The 16,753-nt window shown below is 43.5% G+C and carries 16 protein-coding genes, 1 riboswitch and 1 other annotated feature; of the genes, 11 read left to right on the top strand and 5 right to left on the bottom strand.

The features are described from left to right. The first annotated feature begins 3 nt into the window (after nucleotides 1–3). The 3 genes from FKN08_RS06895 to FKN08_RS06885 are packed head-to-tail and all read left to right on the top strand — an operon-like array spanning nucleotide 4 to nucleotide 1,602. Nucleotides 4–516, top strand: coding sequence for a DUF2878 domain-containing protein (locus FKN08_RS06895; protein WP_170891622.1), 513 nt, complete (start codon nucleotides 4–6; stop codon nucleotides 514–516). Beyond that, entirely contained in the window at nucleotides 476–1,069 is a 594-nt protein-coding gene (locus FKN08_RS06890) for a hypothetical protein (protein WP_053807208.1), read from the top strand. Before FKN08_RS06895 ends, FKN08_RS06890 begins: the two co-directional genes overlap by 41 nt. 11 nt (nucleotides 1,070–1,080) lie before the next feature. Then, complete coding sequence (locus FKN08_RS06885) at nucleotides 1,081–1,602, top strand: DUF3833 domain-containing protein (RefSeq protein ID WP_170891702.1); 522 nt, start codon at nucleotides 1,081–1,083, stop codon at nucleotides 1,600–1,602. 116 nt (nucleotides 1,603–1,718) lie between these two features. Here the strand turns inward: FKN08_RS06885 and purB are convergent, their stop codons facing one another. The 3 genes from purB to mnmA form a co-directional block, all read right to left on the bottom strand. Further along, nucleotides 1,719–3,089 carry an adenylosuccinate lyase gene (purB, locus tag FKN08_RS06880; RefSeq protein WP_005390853.1) on the bottom strand — a complete coding sequence of 457 codons (1,371 nt, stop codon included), beginning with the start codon at nucleotides 3,087–3,089 and terminating at the stop codon, nucleotides 1,719–1,721. A gap of 147 nt (nucleotides 3,090–3,236) precedes the next feature. Then, nucleotides 3,237–3,854: a high frequency lysogenization protein HflD gene (hflD, locus tag FKN08_RS06875; RefSeq protein ID WP_170891621.1), complete on the bottom strand. Its 618-nt coding sequence runs from the start codon at nucleotides 3,852–3,854 to the stop codon at nucleotides 3,237–3,239. Nucleotides 3,855–3,864: 10 nt separating this feature from the next. Further along, complete coding sequence (gene mnmA, locus FKN08_RS06870) at nucleotides 3,865–4,989, bottom strand: tRNA 2-thiouridine(34) synthase MnmA (protein ID WP_005390857.1); 1,125 nt, start codon at nucleotides 4,987–4,989, stop codon at nucleotides 3,865–3,867. Nucleotides 4,990–5,177: 188 nt separating this feature from the next. Here mnmA and FKN08_RS06865 point away from each other — a divergent pair, with 188 nt between their 5' ends. Both FKN08_RS06865 and FKN08_RS06860 read left to right on the top strand, forming a co-directional pair. Further along, nucleotides 5,178–5,447: a hypothetical protein gene (locus tag FKN08_RS06865; protein ID WP_005390859.1), complete on the top strand. Its 270-nt coding sequence runs from the start codon at nucleotides 5,178–5,180 to the stop codon at nucleotides 5,445–5,447. 117 nt (nucleotides 5,448–5,564) lie between these two features. Next, the gene (locus FKN08_RS06860; RefSeq protein ID WP_005390861.1) at nucleotides 5,565–6,869 is read left to right on the top strand and encodes an inosine/guanosine kinase; all 1,305 of its coding nucleotides are present in this window, start codon (nucleotides 5,565–5,567) and stop codon (nucleotides 6,867–6,869) included. Between the two features lie 127 nt (nucleotides 6,870–6,996). Here FKN08_RS06860 and FKN08_RS06855 read toward each other — a convergent pair whose 3' ends face one another. Then, nucleotides 6,997–7,404: an H-NS family nucleoid-associated regulatory protein gene (locus tag FKN08_RS06855; RefSeq protein WP_005390863.1), complete on the bottom strand. Its 408-nt coding sequence runs from the start codon at nucleotides 7,402–7,404 to the stop codon at nucleotides 6,997–6,999. A 582-nt stretch (nucleotides 7,405–7,986) separates the two neighbouring features. Next, nucleotides 7,987–8,169, top strand: a riboswitch (Lysine riboswitch). A 109-nt stretch (nucleotides 8,170–8,278) separates the two neighbouring features. On the opposite strand from FKN08_RS06855, the gene tet(35) reads away from it, so the two are divergent. Further along, the gene (tet(35), locus tag FKN08_RS06850) at nucleotides 8,279–9,880 is read left to right on the top strand and encodes a tetracycline efflux Na+/H+ antiporter family transporter Tet(35) (protein ID WP_005390865.1); all 1,602 of its coding nucleotides are present in this window, start codon (nucleotides 8,279–8,281) and stop codon (nucleotides 9,878–9,880) included. Nucleotides 9,881–10,207: 327 nt separating this feature from the next. Here the strand turns inward: tet(35) and FKN08_RS06845 are convergent, their stop codons facing one another. Then, nucleotides 10,208–11,161 carry a sigma-54 dependent transcriptional regulator gene (locus FKN08_RS06845; protein WP_005390867.1) on the bottom strand — a complete coding sequence of 318 codons (954 nt, stop codon included), beginning with the start codon at nucleotides 11,159–11,161 and terminating at the stop codon, nucleotides 10,208–10,210. Nucleotides 11,162–11,526: 365 nt separating this feature from the next. After that, nucleotides 11,527–11,664 (top strand) — a sequence feature (His leader region). 53 nt (nucleotides 11,665–11,717) lie between these two features. Here FKN08_RS06845 and hisG point away from each other — a divergent pair. The 5 genes from hisG (at nucleotide 11,718) to hisH (ending at nucleotide 16,751) form a co-directional block, all read left to right on the top strand. Next, a complete protein-coding gene (hisG, locus tag FKN08_RS06840; protein ID WP_005390869.1) occupies nucleotides 11,718–12,614 on the top strand; it encodes an ATP phosphoribosyltransferase in 897 nt (298 codons plus the stop codon). Nucleotides 12,615–12,619: 5 nt separating this feature from the next. Then, entirely contained in the window at nucleotides 12,620–13,912 is a 1,293-nt protein-coding gene (hisD, locus tag FKN08_RS06835; RefSeq protein ID WP_005390871.1) for a histidinol dehydrogenase, read from the top strand. Nucleotides 13,913–13,930: 18 nt separating this feature from the next. After that, the gene (gene hisC, locus FKN08_RS06830) at nucleotides 13,931–14,971 is read left to right on the top strand and encodes a histidinol-phosphate transaminase (protein ID WP_170891620.1); all 1,041 of its coding nucleotides are present in this window, start codon (nucleotides 13,931–13,933) and stop codon (nucleotides 14,969–14,971) included. A 65-nt stretch (nucleotides 14,972–15,036) separates the two neighbouring features. Beyond that, complete coding sequence (gene hisB / locus FKN08_RS06825) at nucleotides 15,037–16,110, top strand: bifunctional histidinol-phosphatase/imidazoleglycerol-phosphate dehydratase HisB (RefSeq protein WP_006743043.1); 1,074 nt, start codon at nucleotides 15,037–15,039, stop codon at nucleotides 16,108–16,110. Nucleotides 16,111–16,136: 26 nt separating this feature from the next. Next, nucleotides 16,137–16,751, top strand: coding sequence for an imidazole glycerol phosphate synthase subunit HisH (gene hisH / locus FKN08_RS06820; protein WP_047008596.1), 615 nt, complete (start codon nucleotides 16,137–16,139; stop codon nucleotides 16,749–16,751). Nucleotides 16,752–16,753: the final 2 nt, after the last annotated feature.

Here is a 16,753-nt window from a genome sequence, read left to right as displayed (position 1 = left end):
GTTATGAAGTTACTGATTGCCTCTACATGGTTCCAGCTCTGTTGGTTCTCTGCAGTGTTTGGGACCTATCAATGGCAGTGGCTAACACTGATTTTAACATTTCTTACTCTTGTCTATTGTTGGAGGACGGACGCTTCTGCCTTGAAGCACATCGCGAGTATCGTTTTGGCGGGTGTAGTGCTCGATACGCTCAATCAACAGTTTTCTGTTTTTGTCTTTCCAACACAATGGCTACCCATTTGGTTGTTGTGCCTTTGGGTTTTGTTCTCTTGGTATGCCTATCAGCTCAAGCCTGTTTTGTACCGTTTCCCAAAAATCTACGTATCAATTGTAGGTGGCGTTGGAGGAACCGTTAGTTACTACGCCGGTTACAAGCTCCAAGTCGTTGAATATGGATTTAATACTAGCGTTACGTTGATCATTCTATTTGCTGAATGGTTTGCCATGACACTTTTGATACTCAAGGTATACGGATATGAAAAGCTTGAAGAGAGATTTAACCCAGAGGCTGATTAAGGTAGTTGCTTCTCTAGTAGTTATGGGCTCCTTTGCTCTACAAGCTCAGCCAGTTGGAAACAGTGAAAACGCAGATAAGATGTCGAGTTGGAAGGGGTGGAAAACCGTCGGTGAGGCACAACTCACATGGTTCATCTTCGATATATATCAGTCTCGACTAAGAGCACCTGATGGAAAGTTCATTGTAAATGGCGATGTATCACCACACCCTCTGGCATTGGAGATTAACTATCAAAGAGACATCAGCAAGCAGCAGTTGCTTGATGTAACTGATGAGCAATGGGCAAAACTTGGTTTTACTGAACCATATCGAAAAAGTTGGATCAGTGAACTAAACCGTATGTTCCCTGATATAAAAAAAGGCGATGAGCTTACTTACTTAACCGATGGTAAAACTGGTCAGCTTCTTTACCGACAAGCTGGCATTGCACAAATCAAGACAGTCGGCTTCGTTCAAGATGAGCGAATGAACGATGCGTTTTTGTCTATATGGTTGTCACCTAATACAGAGTTCCCAAAACTTCGAAAACAATTAATAGGGCAGGTTAGATAGTGCTTAAACGAATTTTAAAATCAGTCGCCTTGGCTGCTGCGGCCTTACTTTCAGCATGCTCAGCAGGTATCGATAATTATCAATCATCTACACCGACTTTTGATTTATTCGGCTATTTTGAAGGCGAAACAAAGGCGTGGGGGATGGTCCAAGATTACACTGAACAACAAACTCGTCGTTTTGAAGTCGACATCGTGGGTACTGTGGAAGGTAACACGTTGACGCTGGTGGAAGACTTTGTGTTTGATGATGGAGAGGTTGACCAGCGAATTTGGGTTATTACCAAATTAGAAGATGGACGCTATGAAGGTAAAGCAGAGGATATTATTGGTGTAGCAACAGGGGCTGAGCAAGGCAATGCGTTGCAGTGGCGGTATGACTTTGAGTTGCAAATGGATGACTCAACAGTAACGGTCGCTTTTGATGATTGGCTTTATCGTCAGGACGAGAAGCATGTTTTCAACCTCACCAAAATTAAAAAGTTTGGTGTAGAGGTCGGGACAATAACCTTATTCTTCCAAAAACAGCCATAATAGTTGAGGGATTTATCCTCTTGCATTACTACCAAATAACCGAAATTATTTCTTCCTAACTAAAAAGGTTGACGCTTTCACGTCAACCTTTTCAATTGCAGATCATCAAGGTGTGATTACAGCTTATCTGTCAGCTCAACCGCTTGACCAATGTAGTTCGCTGGCGTCATCTCTTTCAGACGTGCTTTCTCGTGCTCAGGGAGCTCAAGACCGTCGATGAAGTTGCGCATTGCTTCGCCGTCTACACGCTTACCACGAGTTAGCTCTTTTAGCTTCTCATATGGCTTCTCGATGCCGTAACGACGCATAACTGTTTGTACTGGCTCTGCTAGTACTTCCCAGTTTTTATCCAGTTCAGCAAGAAGCGCTTCACGGTTTACTTCTAGCTTGCTGATACCTTTTAGCGTAGAAGTGTAAGCGATGATTGCGTAGCCAACACCAACACCAAGGTTACGTAGAACCGTTGAGTCAGTTAGGTCACGTTGCCAACGAGAGATAGGCAGCTTTTGTGCTAGGTGGCCGAATACTGCGTTCGCAAGACCTAGGTTACCTTCAGAGTTTTCAAAGTCGATTGGGTTAACTTTGTGCGGCATTGTTGAAGAACCGATCTCACCAGCAATGGTTTTTTGCTTAAAGTGGCCTAATGCAATGTAACCCCAAACGTCACGATCGAAGTCAATCAGGATAGTGTTGAAACGAGCGATAGCGTCGAACAGCTCAGCGATGTAATCATGCGGCTCGATTTGTGTTGTGTAAGGGTTCCAAGTTACGCCTAGAGACTCTGTAATGAATTCTTCAGAGAACTTGTGCCAATCTAGCTCTGGGTAAGCAGAAAGGTGTGCGTTGTAGTTACCTACTGCACCGTTGATTTTCGCTAGGATCTCAACGTTTTCGATTTGCTTGAATTGACGCTCCATACGGTACGCCACGTTTGCCATTTCTTTACCCATTGTAGATGGAGAAGCAGGCTGGCCGTGTGTACGAGATAGAAGAGGAATGTCGCGGTATTCAACTGCGAGTGCTTTGATAGCGTCAATTAGGTTACGGATTTCTGGAAGAATCACTTGCTCACGTGCTTCTTTTAGCATTAACGCATGAGAGGTGTTATTGATGTCTTCAGAAGTACATGCAAAGTGGAAGAACTCATTAACAGCGTGCAGTTCAGGAACGTCTGCTACTTTCTCTTTTAAGAAGTACTCAACCGCTTTAACGTCGTGGTTAGTTGTACGCTCGATTTCTTTAATACGGCGTGCATCTTCTTCAGAGAAGTTAGCAGCAAGGTCGTCTAGGAATTGGTTAGCTTCTGCGCTGAATGCTGGCACTTCTGCAATTTCAGCAGTAGCCGCTAGCTTCTGTAGCCAACGAATTTCTACGATAGTACGGTATTTTAGTAGACCGTACTCGCTGAAAATTTCGCGTAACGCAATCGTCTTACTTCCGTAACGGCCGTCTACTGGTGAAACAGCAGTCAATGCTGACAGTTCCATGATGTTCTCCTGAATTGGGTTTCTAAATTTCGTGAGCGTTATACCAATAACTGTGGCAATTGTCACGAATATTGCGCAAACGTTTGCGCGGGATTTGTTTTATTCGAAAAAAAGTAGCTCGCGATAAACGCGAGCTAGCAGAGTATTCTACATTCTGGCTAACAGGATTTGAGCCTGTTCGACCATTTTCTTTCGGCCAAAAATTAGATGACGACGTTTACCGCCTACTTGGCGCCACAGAACAGCACTACGAATACCAGATAGCAGTAGAGCACGGACTTTGTGTTGGCTGGCCGTTTGTTGCAGTACAGAAGGCGTGCCTGTTACTTGAATGCGTGGTCCAATAGGGCTAACAACATCTAAGTAGATGCTTGCTAAATTGCTGATCATTTGATCATCTAGCAGCTCAAAATGCTCTGACTGACGTTTGGCCATTTGGATACGGTCACCAAGCTGGGACATGGCATCGTTGCGAGCGCTTAACTTACGCTCTAGCGCCATTAAGCTAATGATGTAACGAGTGATCTCACTGCCTGATGGGGTGCTATCAATCCCTTTAACCAGACACTCCAGACCGAGCTTTAGATCGGCTTCGCGACCGAATACGCCAACGGTGTTAGCAGGGTTTGTGCTCAAAATAGCGTTGATTGATGTTTCAAAAGCATCTTGATCACAATGCCCGTTTCTCGCAACTTGTTGAACCAAAGCGACAGCTTGGCAAATACCAGCGAAAGCGATAGTACGGTCATAAAGTGTATTCGCCACGTAACGACTCCTAAGCTTGAGAATATTTAATGCGTTGCTCGATGATGCCGCCACCTAGACATACGTCATCTTTATAAAACACTGCTGATTGACCAGGCGTCACTGCAATTTGTGGTTCATCAAAGATCACTTTAATGTTTTCATCATCGATCGGGATGATTGTACAAGGAATATCTTCCTGACGGTAACGAGTTTTCACTGTGCACTTCATAACATCGCGAATTGGCTCACGATCTACCCAGTGAAGTTGTGACGCAAGTAGACCTTCTGATTTTAGCATCGGGTGGTCTTTACCTTGGACTGCGATTAGCACGTTACGCTCTAGGTCTTTTTCACCAACAAACCACGGCTCTTCGTTACCACCGCCGCCTTTACGGCCACCGATGTGTAGACCTTTACGCTGACCTAGTGTGTGGTACATCAAACCTTGGTGTTGACCGATCACTTCGCCTTCTGGCGTTTCGATATTACCAGGCTGAGCAGGAAGGTAACGACCTAGAAAGTCGGTAAATTTACGCTCACCGATGAAACAAATACCTGTCGAGTCTTTCTTCTTCGCTGTTACTAAACCTTGCTCTTCCGCAATACGGCGTACTTCAGGTTTCTCTAAATCACCAACAGGGAAGAGGCTACGGCCAATTTGTTCGTGGCTTAGTGTATATAGAAAGTAGCTCTGGTCTTTGTTGCCATCTAGGCCACGCAACATCGCTGGTTTCTCACCGTTATCCGGGAAAGAGCGACGTACGTAGTGACCCATTGCAATGTAGTCAGCATCAAGCACTTCATCAGCGAATTCTAGGAATGCTTTGAACTTGATTTCTTTGTTACAAAGAATGTCAGGGTTCGGTGTACGACCCGCTTTGTATTCAGCAAGGAAGTACTCAAATACGTTATCCCAGTATTCGGCAGCAAAGTTGATGGTGTGTAGATGAATGCCTAGCTTGTCACATACTGCCTGAGCATCAGCAAGATCTTCTGCTGCTGTACAATATTCTTCGTTGTCATCTTCTTCCCAGTTCTTCATGAACAGGCCTTCTACTTGGTAGCCTTGTTGCTTGAGAAGATACGCAGAAACAGATGAATCAACGCCGCCGGACATACCGACGATGACTTTCTTTTGGCTGTTATCAGACATTACTAAACACCACTTAAATAAACGGGATGCAGATTCTATCAGAATCCACAGACCGGTGACAGATCCGAGATCGAAATCACAATTCGTTTCGCTGCATTTTTCTTCAACAGAAATTCGAACGGGCAATTTCGCAAGTATAGAAGAGGTATATATGGCATAGTTGGCAAAAATCCAAGAGGAAAGTCCAAATGACCGAAGAAAACCAGTTTATGCAAGAAGCCGAGTTGATTGAAATTGTTGAAAACCAACTTGAGGACGGCAATCCATTAAAAGTTAAAGAGACGCTAATGCGCTTAATGATGACAGGTACACCTAGAGAAGAAGCGGTTGCAATGATGGCATGTGCCATGTCGATTGAAATTTTCGATGTGATGAAAAATGAAGGTGAGTTCAACCTAAAGCGTTACTGCGAGCACCTTGAGCAACTGCCAGATCTAAGTTTTATGGAAGGTGAATAAGGAGTCTAGAAGAAAAAAGTGGCTAGCAAACGTTTGCTATAATTGCTTTTATTGCCGCTTTATTATTAGCGGTATAGAATCCGTTCTCCTTTTCATCCCCTTACTCAGACTGACAATATGAAATTTCCTGGACAACGCAAATCGAAGCACTATTTTCCTGTTCATGCTCGTGACCCGCTGGTGAGCCAAGCACAAGAAAGCAAGAAGATGACGCGCACTCACATCATTGGTATTGACCAAACTTTGGTTGATATTGAAGCTAAAGTTACAACGGATGTGATTGAAAAGTACGGTCTGAGTAAAGGTCACTCTTTGGTTATTGATGACGAAAGAGCAGAAGAGTTGTACCAGCAACTTAAAGAAGAGAACTTAATTACCAATGAGTATGCGGGTGGCACAATTGGTAACACGCTACACAATTACTCTGTGCTAGCAGATGATCGCTCTACGCTGCTTGGAGTGATGAGCCAGGATATCAAAATTGGCAGCTATGGCTACCGTTACCTTTGTAATACATCAAGCCGCATGGACTTGAACTACCTACAAGGTGTTGATGGCGCTATCGGTCGTTGTTTCGCTCTTATTACAGAAGATGGTGAACGTACTTTTGCGATCAGTGAAGGGCAAATGAACCAACTGCATCCTGATAGCATTCCAGAAAAAATCTTTAAAAATGCATCGGCGCTTGTACTAACGTCATATTTAGTACGTTGTAAAGAAGGCGACCCAATGCCTGAAGCAACAATGAAAGCGATTGAGTACGCGAAAAAGAATGATGTACCTGTTGTTCTGACTCTTGGGACGAAGTTCGTTATTCAAGATGACCCGAAATATTGGCAAGAATTCATTCGAGATAACGTTTCAGTCGTTGCGATGAATGAAGATGAAGCAGAAGCACTGACGGGTGAGTCAGACCCACTTGCTGCATCTGATAAAACACTGGAGTGGGCAGATCTAGTATTGTGCACCGCGGGGCCTGTAGGCCTATTTATGGCGGGTTATACGGAAGACAGCGCGAAGCGCGAAACTTCTTTACCATTACTTCCGGGGTCAATCGCTGAATTTAATCGCTATGAATTTAGTCGTCCGGCGAAAAAAGATACATGTGAAACACCAATAAAAGTGTACTCACATATCTCGCCATATATGGGTGGTCCAGAAAAAATCAAGAATACCAATGGTGCAGGTGATGCTGCGTTATCTGCTGTTCTTCATGATATGGCGGCAAACAAATACCATAAAGAAAATGTGCCTAATTCGAGCAAGCACAGTAACGAATATTTAACTTACTCTTCTTTTTCTCAAGTATGTAAATACGCAAACCGTGCGAGCTACGAAGTTCTCGTGCAACATTCTCCACGTTTGTCACGTGGGCTTCCTGAGCGAGAAGATAGCCTAGAAGAAGCATACTGGGAACGTTAATACACAGTAGTTTAATTAACCATTCTATAACTAAAGTAAAAGGCGCATTAAAAAATGCGCCTTTTTTATTTGTAATGAACCAAATAAAAAAGGCTCCCATTGGGAGCCTTTTAAAAATAGCGCGGATTTAGATCAGGAAATCATCCAGAGATTTACCTGCATCAAGTTGCTCTTGAATTGCAGAAGGTGTACGACCTTGGCCTGTCCAAGTCTTCTCATTACCGTTTGAGTCTGTGTATTTGTATTTAGCTGGACGAGGTGCACGCTTCGCTTTGCCTTTCGTCTTAGTTTCGCCAGATAGCGCAGTAATAAGCGCTTCTACGTCAATACCGTCTTGAGCAATTTTCTCTGCGATCTCTGCTAGCTTAGCTTCTTGCTCAGCTTGTGCTGCACGTTCTGCTTCTTCTGCTTCACGACGCTCTTCTACAACAGTAGTTAGTTTATCTAGAGCTTCTTCCAATTGTTCTAGAGTCAGCTCACGAGAAAATGCACGAAGGCTACGGATATTTAGAAGGGTTTTAGTCAGCTCTGACATAACGATTCCTATTAAAAGGTTAATGTGTTGGGCACTTTTTATCGTTACGATTAAATAATGCCAATCTATAAATAAACAAAGAGTCCTTATATTTAACTTTATCTTTTCCTTATGTGCAAATACTAAATCAAGATTTTGTTTAAATTTAGCTATTTTTTTAAAGCAATAAATATTATTACACTCGAAATAAATCTTATTAGATGAGAATTGAAATCAACACTCGTTATTGTATAGAGATAGAGCCAGCTTGGTTTTTATAAAAAAAGTTGAGTTATTACTTAAAAATATGAAGCGTCCATCTTTGATGGAGTGTCATATATCCTTAATTTATTGATACAAGATAAACCATGATATTTTTAAGGTAGTAATAATGTTTCATAAATAACAAAATTGATGTGATTTCAGTTGCACAAAACTAACTTGAAGTAGACAAGGTTTATAAATTATCTCAGTCATTATTTATTTGTTTAATTTAGTTTGATGTGTTGCATTGACTCTCATCATAAGTACAATGGCTGCTACCTGATGCAATATTGCAGACAATTTGTTGTTAATTTGTACAGTTAGTGGTTAATTGTTTGTTGTTGCCGTAGAGGCGCGGTCTCGAAGAGTAGCTATTATTGGGGTGATGCCAATGAATAATAGTGGAAGGCGAAGATTGCCGAAGTAAGTAACTCATCAAAGTTACTTGCTGGGGTTGTATCTGAAAGGAACAACACTGCCATAGTATATATTCACATTAAACTATGGAGCGCTACTGTAGGGTTGGGTGGAGTGTTCGCTTCCCTGTCGCTAAGTTCAACATGAGCACGTATCGTATGCTACGTGACTTGTCTGCAGTAGATCTCTAGCCAAACTTTGGTTTTTGAAGATCATGAATTTAATAGATTTTTCTAGTTCTCCTGTTTCATTATTGCCACCTATTGTCGCTTTGACTTTGGCGATTCTGACTCGACGTGTATTAGTTTCCTTAGGTGTAGGTATCGTGCTGGGTGCGGTTCTACTTAATAGCTGGTCTATCGGTGATACCGTTAGTTACGTGAGTTCTCAAGTTTCTTCTGTCTTTATTGAAGATGGCGGAATTAACACTTGGAACATGAGCATTGTTGGTTTCCTAATCTTATTAGGTATGACAACTGCATTATTAACGCTATCTGGTGGTACTCGTGCATTTGCCGAATGGGCACAATCTCGAGTGAAGAGTAAACGCGGCTCCAAACTTCTTGCTGCCTTTTTAGGCGTATTCATTTTTGTCGACGATTACTTTAACAGCCTTGCTGTTGGTGCCATTTCTCGTCCAGTAACCGACCGTTTTTATGTGTCTCGCGCGAAGCTTGCATACATTCTAGACTCAACCGCTGCACCAATGTGTGTGATCATGCCTGCTTCTAGCTGGGGTGCTTACATTATTACGATTATCGGCGGTATCTTAGTCTCACATGGGATCACTGAGTATTCGGCTCTTGGCGCGTACGTTCGTCTTATTCCAATGAACTTCTACGCAGTTTTTGCACTGCTTATGGTGTTTGCTGTGGCGTGGTTTGGCCTCGATATCGGTAAGATGCGTGAGCATGAAATCTCTGCATCTCAAGGCCGCGGCTTTGATAAAGACAAAGAAAACGACTCGCAAGAAGCGCATGATCTAAACGAAGAGCTAGATATCCGTGAAAGCGAAAAGGGTAAAGTGTCAGACTTGGTACTTCCTATCGTGACGCTGATTATTGCGACTATCGCTTCTATGCTTTACACGGGTGGCCAAGCATTGGCTGCTGACGGCAAAGAGTTTGCGCTTCTAGGTGCGTTTGAAAATACAGATGTAGGCACATCACTAATCTACGGTAGCTTGCTTGGCTTAGCTGTCGCATTATTTACTGTTGTGAAGCAAGGTCTTCCAATGGGTGAAATTGCACGCACACTTTGGATTGGTGCTAAGTCTATGTTTGGGGCGATTCTAATCCTAGTATTTGCTTGGACTATCGGTTCGGTTATCGGTGACATGAAGACGGGTTCTTACCTTTCTACAATGGCTCAGGGCAATATCAATCCACATTGGCTACCGGTTATCCTATTCTTGTTGTCTGGTCTAATGGCATTTTCAACAGGTACTTCTTGGGGTACGTTCGGCATTATGCTTCCAATCGCGGGTGATATGGCTGGTGCAACCGATCTTGCACTAATGCTCCCAATGCTAAGTGCAGTTTTAGCCGGTGCCGTTTTTGGTGACCATTGTTCACCTATCTCCGATACCACTATTCTGTCGTCGACTGGTGCACGTTGTAATCATATTGATCACGTATCGACCCAGTTGCCTTATGCATTGTCCGTGGCGCTAGTTTCCTGTGTTGGCTTCATTACTTTGGGAATGACTGCGTCAATTGCATTCTCATTCATCGCTGCATCAATCACATTTATTATTGTATGTGGAGCACTTTCTTGGTTGTCTAAGTCTAAAATGGCATCGTGCCAAAATGTCTAGTACAGCTCAGTATTTTTAATAAAGAGGAAGCTCCGCTAAATTTAGCGGAGCTTTTTTTTAACGCGATTTAGGTGAGGGGGGGCAATCGCGTTTTTGGGGATAATCGTTTCGTGTTAAAAGCGAGCTATTTGTGTTCTGAGCACTCCTTTCTGTGCTGTGATAGAAAATCTATCAACCGACTTCTTCTTAGCTCTAAGCAAAGACTATGCCTAGTTTAAGTTGTTGATTTTAAAGGCGATAATATCAAGAGGTTTATGATGAGGGGCTAAGTAAATGATATATGATGAGTTGTCTGTTACACAGTGTCACGTTACACCTGTACAGCAACTAAACATTTAAGTTGTATTTCTTTATTAGACGATAAAGCGTTGTTCTTGAAATACCAAGATGACGTGCAGCCGCACTCATATTGTGCTTATTTTCTTCGATAGCTTGCAGTAGGTAGTCGAGATCAATTTGGTCCACTGAAGGGAGTAATTGCCTTTCATTATTATCAAGGCCCAAGTCAGCGACGAGAAGCGTGTGATCTTCACACATGACAATCGCTCGTTGAATTACATTTCGCAGTTCTCTTACGTTACCTGGCCAACGATGCTTGAGGAGCTTGGCTTTCACTTTATCCGACATTTTTTGTACCTGACCATGAGACAAATCTGTTAAGAAGTGTTCTGATAACATAAGGATATCTTTCCCACGCTTTCTCAGTGGAGGAATAGTTAATGGCAAGATATTAAGCCGATAGAATAAATCTTCACGGAATCCGCCTTGTACAACCTCATTTTTCAAATCCACGTGGCTCGCAGCAATGACTCTACAGTCCACGTCAATGAATTTATCAGCGCCGACTTTATGGATTTGCTTACTCTCTAAAAAGTGCAGAAGGTGGATTTGTAGATCCGGTGGCATATCACCAATCTCATCTAGGAATAGGGTACCTTTATGCGCTTTTTGAATAAAACCGATACGATCTGAAATCGCTCCTGTAAATGCTCCTTTTTCGTGACCGAAAAGTTCGGACGCAATAAGACCACTTGGAATTGCGCCGCAGTTAACTTCAACAAAAGGTGCCGAGTGTCTGTTCGACAACTGATGAATAAGACGAGCACAGAGACCTTTGCCCACCCCTGTTTCACCCTGAATGAGTACTTCAGCATCACATTGAGCGTACTTTTGGATTGCCGTGCGAAGTTCTTGGATACATGCACTATTGCCGATTAATGGGTATAGTGTTGTATCGCTGAAATCCACAGCTTGTTTGTTACTACCGTTACGCAGTTTCATGGTTAATCACTATTTTTTGCCCCACTAAAATAATAGTTTTGAATGAGTCGTCTCAAACGTGAGCGGATGTCTCTTTATTGAGAATGATGTCAATTACTAAGGGCGGTGAGATCTAAATAGTTGTTTTGATGAAAATTCATACTATTCTTCTTTTTCTTTAAGAATAGGGTTGAATAGAAACTTAATTTCTACCCAGACACTCAACTGAAATTAAATTTAAATCCTTTAAAATCAAGTAACTATAAAAAATAGTTAGAAAATGCTAAATTCAGTATTGAAAAATATAGAATCCTTGGTTAGTGTGGTTACTAACGAAGCAACTCAATAGAGCCTTAAATAAGTATGCGTAATTTTGTAATGAACATTCATCACCATCATCACCCAATCTAGTCTTTCGGGCGATGTACGCATACCCGGGAGGCAGGAAACTCCCGGAGGTGAAATCAAAGTAAAAGCAGATTTTAAACCCTCGGGAGACTCCAATCTCTCGAGGGTTTTTTAGTTTTATTAATTCAAAAATTACTTAGAGATCAAAATCTTGCACAGGGAAAAAGCAATGCAAACACAACGCTTAAGAATCGCAATTCAGAAAAAAGGTCGCCTTAGTAAAGAGAGCCAAGCTCTGCTAAAACAGTGCGGCGTAAAATTTAATGTAATGGGTGAGCGTTTAGTGGTTCACTCGGAGAACATGCCAATTGATTTGCTTTTGGTTCGTGACGATGACATCCCTGGTCTGATTATGGATGGTGTTGTTGACTTAGGTTTCATTGGTGAAAATGAATTGGAAGAAGTTCGTCTAGATCGTAAAGCTCTGGGTGAACCATGTGAGTTTGTACAACTTCGTCGACTTGACTTTGGCGGTTGTCGTTTGTCTATCGCTATCGACAAGGATGAAGAGTACAACGGTCCACAAGACTTAGCTGGTAAGCGTATTGCCACAACTTACCCTCAACTCCTGAAAGCTTACATGGATGAAGCAGGCGTTCCATTCTCCACATGTATGCTAACTGGCTCTGTAGAAGTTGCACCTCGCGCAGGTCTAGCTGACGCTATTGCTGATTTGGTATCGACTGGCGCAACGTTAGAAGCGAATGGCTTAAAAGAAGCGGAAGTGATCTTTAAATCTAAAGCGACGCTGATTCAACGTATCGGTGAGTTTGATGCGGACAAAACAGCACTGATTGAAAAACTACTGACTCGCATGCAAGGCGTACAACAAGCGAAAGAGTCTAAGTACATCATGCTTCACGCGCCAGCTGAAAAGCTCGATCAAATCAAAGCACTACTTCCTGGTGCTGAGGATCCTACTGTTCTTCCTCTTTCTGCAGATAAGCAGAAAATGGCTGTTCACTTAGTGAGTTCTGAAAACCTGTTCTGGGAAACCATGGAACAGCTAAAAGAGTTAGGTGCTAGCTCAATCCTAGTGCTACCAATTGAAAAAATGATGGAGTAAACATCATGAGAACAGTCGTTTGGCAATCTTTAAGTGAAGAGCAGCAAGATTCGATCTTAGAACGTCCTGCTATTGCAGAAGGTGCAAATATCACTGCAGCAGTGTCTGAGGTTATCGCTAAAGTTAGAAATGAAGGCGACTCTGCTCTCAACGAGCTGACAGAAAAGTTTGATCGCGTTAAACCTGAGTCCATTCGTGTTTCTTCTCAGGAAATTAAAGCCGCTTCAGAGCGCTTGTCTGAATCAATGAAAAACGCATTAGAGCAAGCTTATGCCAATATTTCTAAATTCCACAAAGCGCAAAAGCCACAGCCAATTAAAGTCGAAACTCAACCGGGTGTGCTTTGTGAACAGGTAACACGTCCAATTCAAAAAGTGGGTTTGTACATTCCTGGTGGTAGTGCGCCACTGCCATCGACGGTTTTGATGCTGGGCGTGCCTGCGAAAATTGCCGGTTGTCGTAAAGTTGTGCTTTGCTCTCCGCCTCCAATCGCTGACGAGATCCTTTACGTAGCAAAATTGTGTGGCATTGATGAAGTGTACAACGTCGGTGGTGGTCAAGCTGTTGCTGCAATGGCATATGGTACAGAGACCGTATCAAAAGTTGATAAGATTTTTGGCCCGGGTAACGCTTACGTGACGGAAGCAAAGCGCCAGGTGAGCAATGATTTCCGTGGCGCAGCGATTGATATGCCAGCGGGTCCTTCGGAAGTTCTTGTGATTGCGGATGAAACAGCGGACCCAGATTTTATTGCGGCGGACCTTCTAAGTCAGGCAGAGCATGGACCTGACTCTCAAGTTGTACTTGTGACGCCATCAGCCATTATTGCAGATCAGGTGACAGATGCCGTTCGTCGTCAATTGAAAGAGTTGTCTCGTTCAGAGATTGCAGAAAAAGCGCTCGCATCGAGTTTAATCATTATTGCTGAATCGATCACCCAAGCGATCTCTATTTCTAATTATTATGGCCCTGAGCACTTAATTGTTCAGACTAAGAACCCACGCGAGCTTCTGCCTCTATTAGACAACGCAGGTTCGATCTTCCTTGGTGATTGGTCGCCTGAATCTGCAGGTGATTACGCATCGGGCACTAACCACGTTCTTCCTACTTACGGTTACACACGGACATATTCAAGCTTAGGTTTGGCTGATTTTTCTAAACGAATGACGGTTCAAGAGCTTTCAGCTGACGGTCTTAAAAATCTTGCGCCAACGGTTGTCACCATGGCTGAAGCAGAAGGTCTGGACGCCCACAAACGTGCTGTTACTATCCGTGTAGAAAAATTAGCAAGTAAGTAAGAATAAGAGAGTAAAGAGATGGAAAAGCTAGCGCGTAAACAAGTCCAACAACTAACACCTTATCTTTCGGCTCGCCGAATTGGTGGAACAGGTGACGTATGGCTGAACGCCAACGAATCGCCATTCAACAATGAATACAAAACAGACTTTGCTCGTCTTAATCGTTACAGCGAATGTCAGCCGAAAGAACTGATTTCTGCTTACGCCGCGTATGCTGGAGTGAAGCCAGAACAAACGCTGACTTCTCGCGGTGCAGATGAAGGTATTGAGTTATTGATTCGTGCTTTCTGTGAACCGGGTGAAGACGCGATTTTATACTGCCCACCGACTTACGGTATGTACGCCATCAGTGCAGAAACCATCGGTGTAGAGCGCAAAACGGTGCCGCTAACGTCAGATTGGCAACTAGACCTCGCAGGTATCGAAGCGAGCCTGGATAACGTGAAACTGGTTTTCGTATGCTCGCCAAACAACCCAACGGGTAACTTAGTTAAGCGTGACGATATTGTCTCTCTGCTTGAAATGACAAAAGACCGCGCAATCGTGGTGATTGACGAAGCGTACATTGATTTTTGTCCAGAAGCGTCAACAGTAGATTTACTGGCAGAATATCCAAATCTAGCGATTCTGCGTACTCTGTCGAAAGCTTTCGCGCTTGCTGGTCTTCGTTGCGGATTTACGCTAGCAAACGAAGAACTGATTAACGTCCTTCTTAAAGTTATTGCACCATATCCAGTACCGGTGCCAGTTGCAGAAATTGCCACTCAAGCGCTCTCTGAAGCAGGCCTAGCGCGAGCGAAGTTCCAAGTTCTCGATTTGAACGCGAACCGAGCTTACTTACAAGTTGGTTTGTCGATGATTCCGGGTCTGGAGGTTTTTGAAGGGTGGGGTAACTACGTATTGGTGAAATTCCCAGATGGCGATGCTCTTTTCAAAGCCGCTTGGGATACGGGCATTATCCTGCGTAACTCGCCAATTGAGAACTGCGTGCGTATCAGTGTTGGTAACCGCGACGAGTGTGAAAAGACACTGGGTTTCATTAGAAACTACTATTCATAAATAGAATTCTCAGCGTTCTCGGTTTATGCCGAGAACGAAACAAGATTAGTAATAAGGAAGTTCGAGTGAGCAAGCAACAAAAAATCCTATTTATCGACCGAGATGGCACCTTAATTGTTGAGCCGCCAGTTGATTTTCAAGTAGACCGTTTAGATAAGCTAAAACTAGAGCCATTTGTTATCCCAAGCCTGTTGTCGTTGCAGGATGCTGGATACCGTCTAGTGATGGTCACTAACCAAGATGGTTTGGGTACTGACAGCTACCCACAAGCTGATTTTGATGCACCGCACAACATGATGATGGAGATCTTCGAGTCTCAAGGTGTGAAGTTCGATGACGTGTTGATTTGTCCTCACTTTGAAGAAGATAACTGCTCTTGCCGTAAGCCTAAGCTAGGCATGGTGAAAGAGTACCTTCAAGGTGGCAAAGTTGATTTCCAAAACTCTGTCGTGATTGGCGATCGTCAAACCGATCTTCAACTTGCAGAAAACATGGCGATTCGCGGTATTCAATACAACCCAGAAACCATGGGCTGGAAACAGATCCTGAAAGACCTGACGGTGAAAGCTCGTATTGCTGAAGTGATTCGTACCACGAAAGAAACGGACATCAAAGTTGCGGTTAATCTTGATGAGCAAGGCGGTAATGACATCTCAACGGGTCTTGGTTTCTTCGATCACATGTTGGATCAAATTGCGACGCACGGTGGATTCCAAATGGTGTGCAAAGTAGAAGGTGATCTACACATTGATGATCACCACACAGTAGAAGATACCGCGCTGGCCTTGGGTCAGGCGTTGAAAGAAGCGCTGGGTGACAAGCGTGGTATTGGTCGCTTTGGTTTCAGCCTGCCAATGGATGAGTGTTTAGCACAATGTGCGCTAGACCTATCTGGTCGTCCTTACCTTAAGTTCGACGCGCAGTTTAGTCGTGAGCAAGTGGGGGACCTTTCAACAGAGATGGTGGTTCACTTCTTCCGTTCTTTAACTGACACACTAGCGTGTACACTGCACCTGTCTTCTGCGGGCAACAATGATCACCACATCATTGAGAGCCTATTTAAAGCGTTTGGTCGTACTCTGCGTCAAGCAATCAAAGTAGAAGGCACTGAGCTACCGAGTAGTAAAGGCGTACTTTAAGGCTAACGTTAGCAAGGAGAAAAACAGTGACAGAACAGAAAGTTGTCATTATCGATACTGGCTGTGCCAACGTTTCTTCGGTGAAGTTTGCCATTGAACGCCTAGGCTATGACGTAACGATTTCAAAAGATCCACAAGTTGTATTGGCGGCTGACAAGCTATTTCTACCGGGCGTGGGAACCGCCAGCGAAGCGATGAAAAACCTAGAAGAGCGTGACCTTATCAGCTTGGTAAAACAGGTAGAAAAGCCGCTATTAGGTATCTGTTTAGGCATGCAGCTGTTGGGCAAAGTGTCTCAAGAAAAAGGCCAGAAAGCCGACGAGTTAGTTGAATGTCTCGGACTTTGTGATGGCGAAGTGAAGCTGCTACAAACTGGAGACTTGCCGCTGCCGCATATGGGTTGGAATACCGTTTCTGCAAAAGCAGGCAATCCGTTGTTCAAAGGCATTGAAGAGGGTGAGTACTTCTATTTTGTGCACAGCTTTGCGATGCCAGTTGGAGACTACACCATTGCTGAATGTGATTACGGAAATCCATTCACTGCTGCGGTTCAAAGCGGTAACTATTATGGTGTGCAATTCCACCCAGAGCGTTCTTCAAAAGCGGGCGCGAAGCTTATTCAAAACTTCTTAGAATTATAAAA

Origin of the sequence: Vibrio sp. 1-2 (7-a), from assembly GCF_013048515.1 — a bacterium.
Lineage (GTDB): Bacteria > Pseudomonadota > Gammaproteobacteria > Enterobacterales > Vibrionaceae > Vibrio > Vibrio diabolicus.
This window is presented reverse-complemented; position numbering and strand designations above follow the sequence as displayed.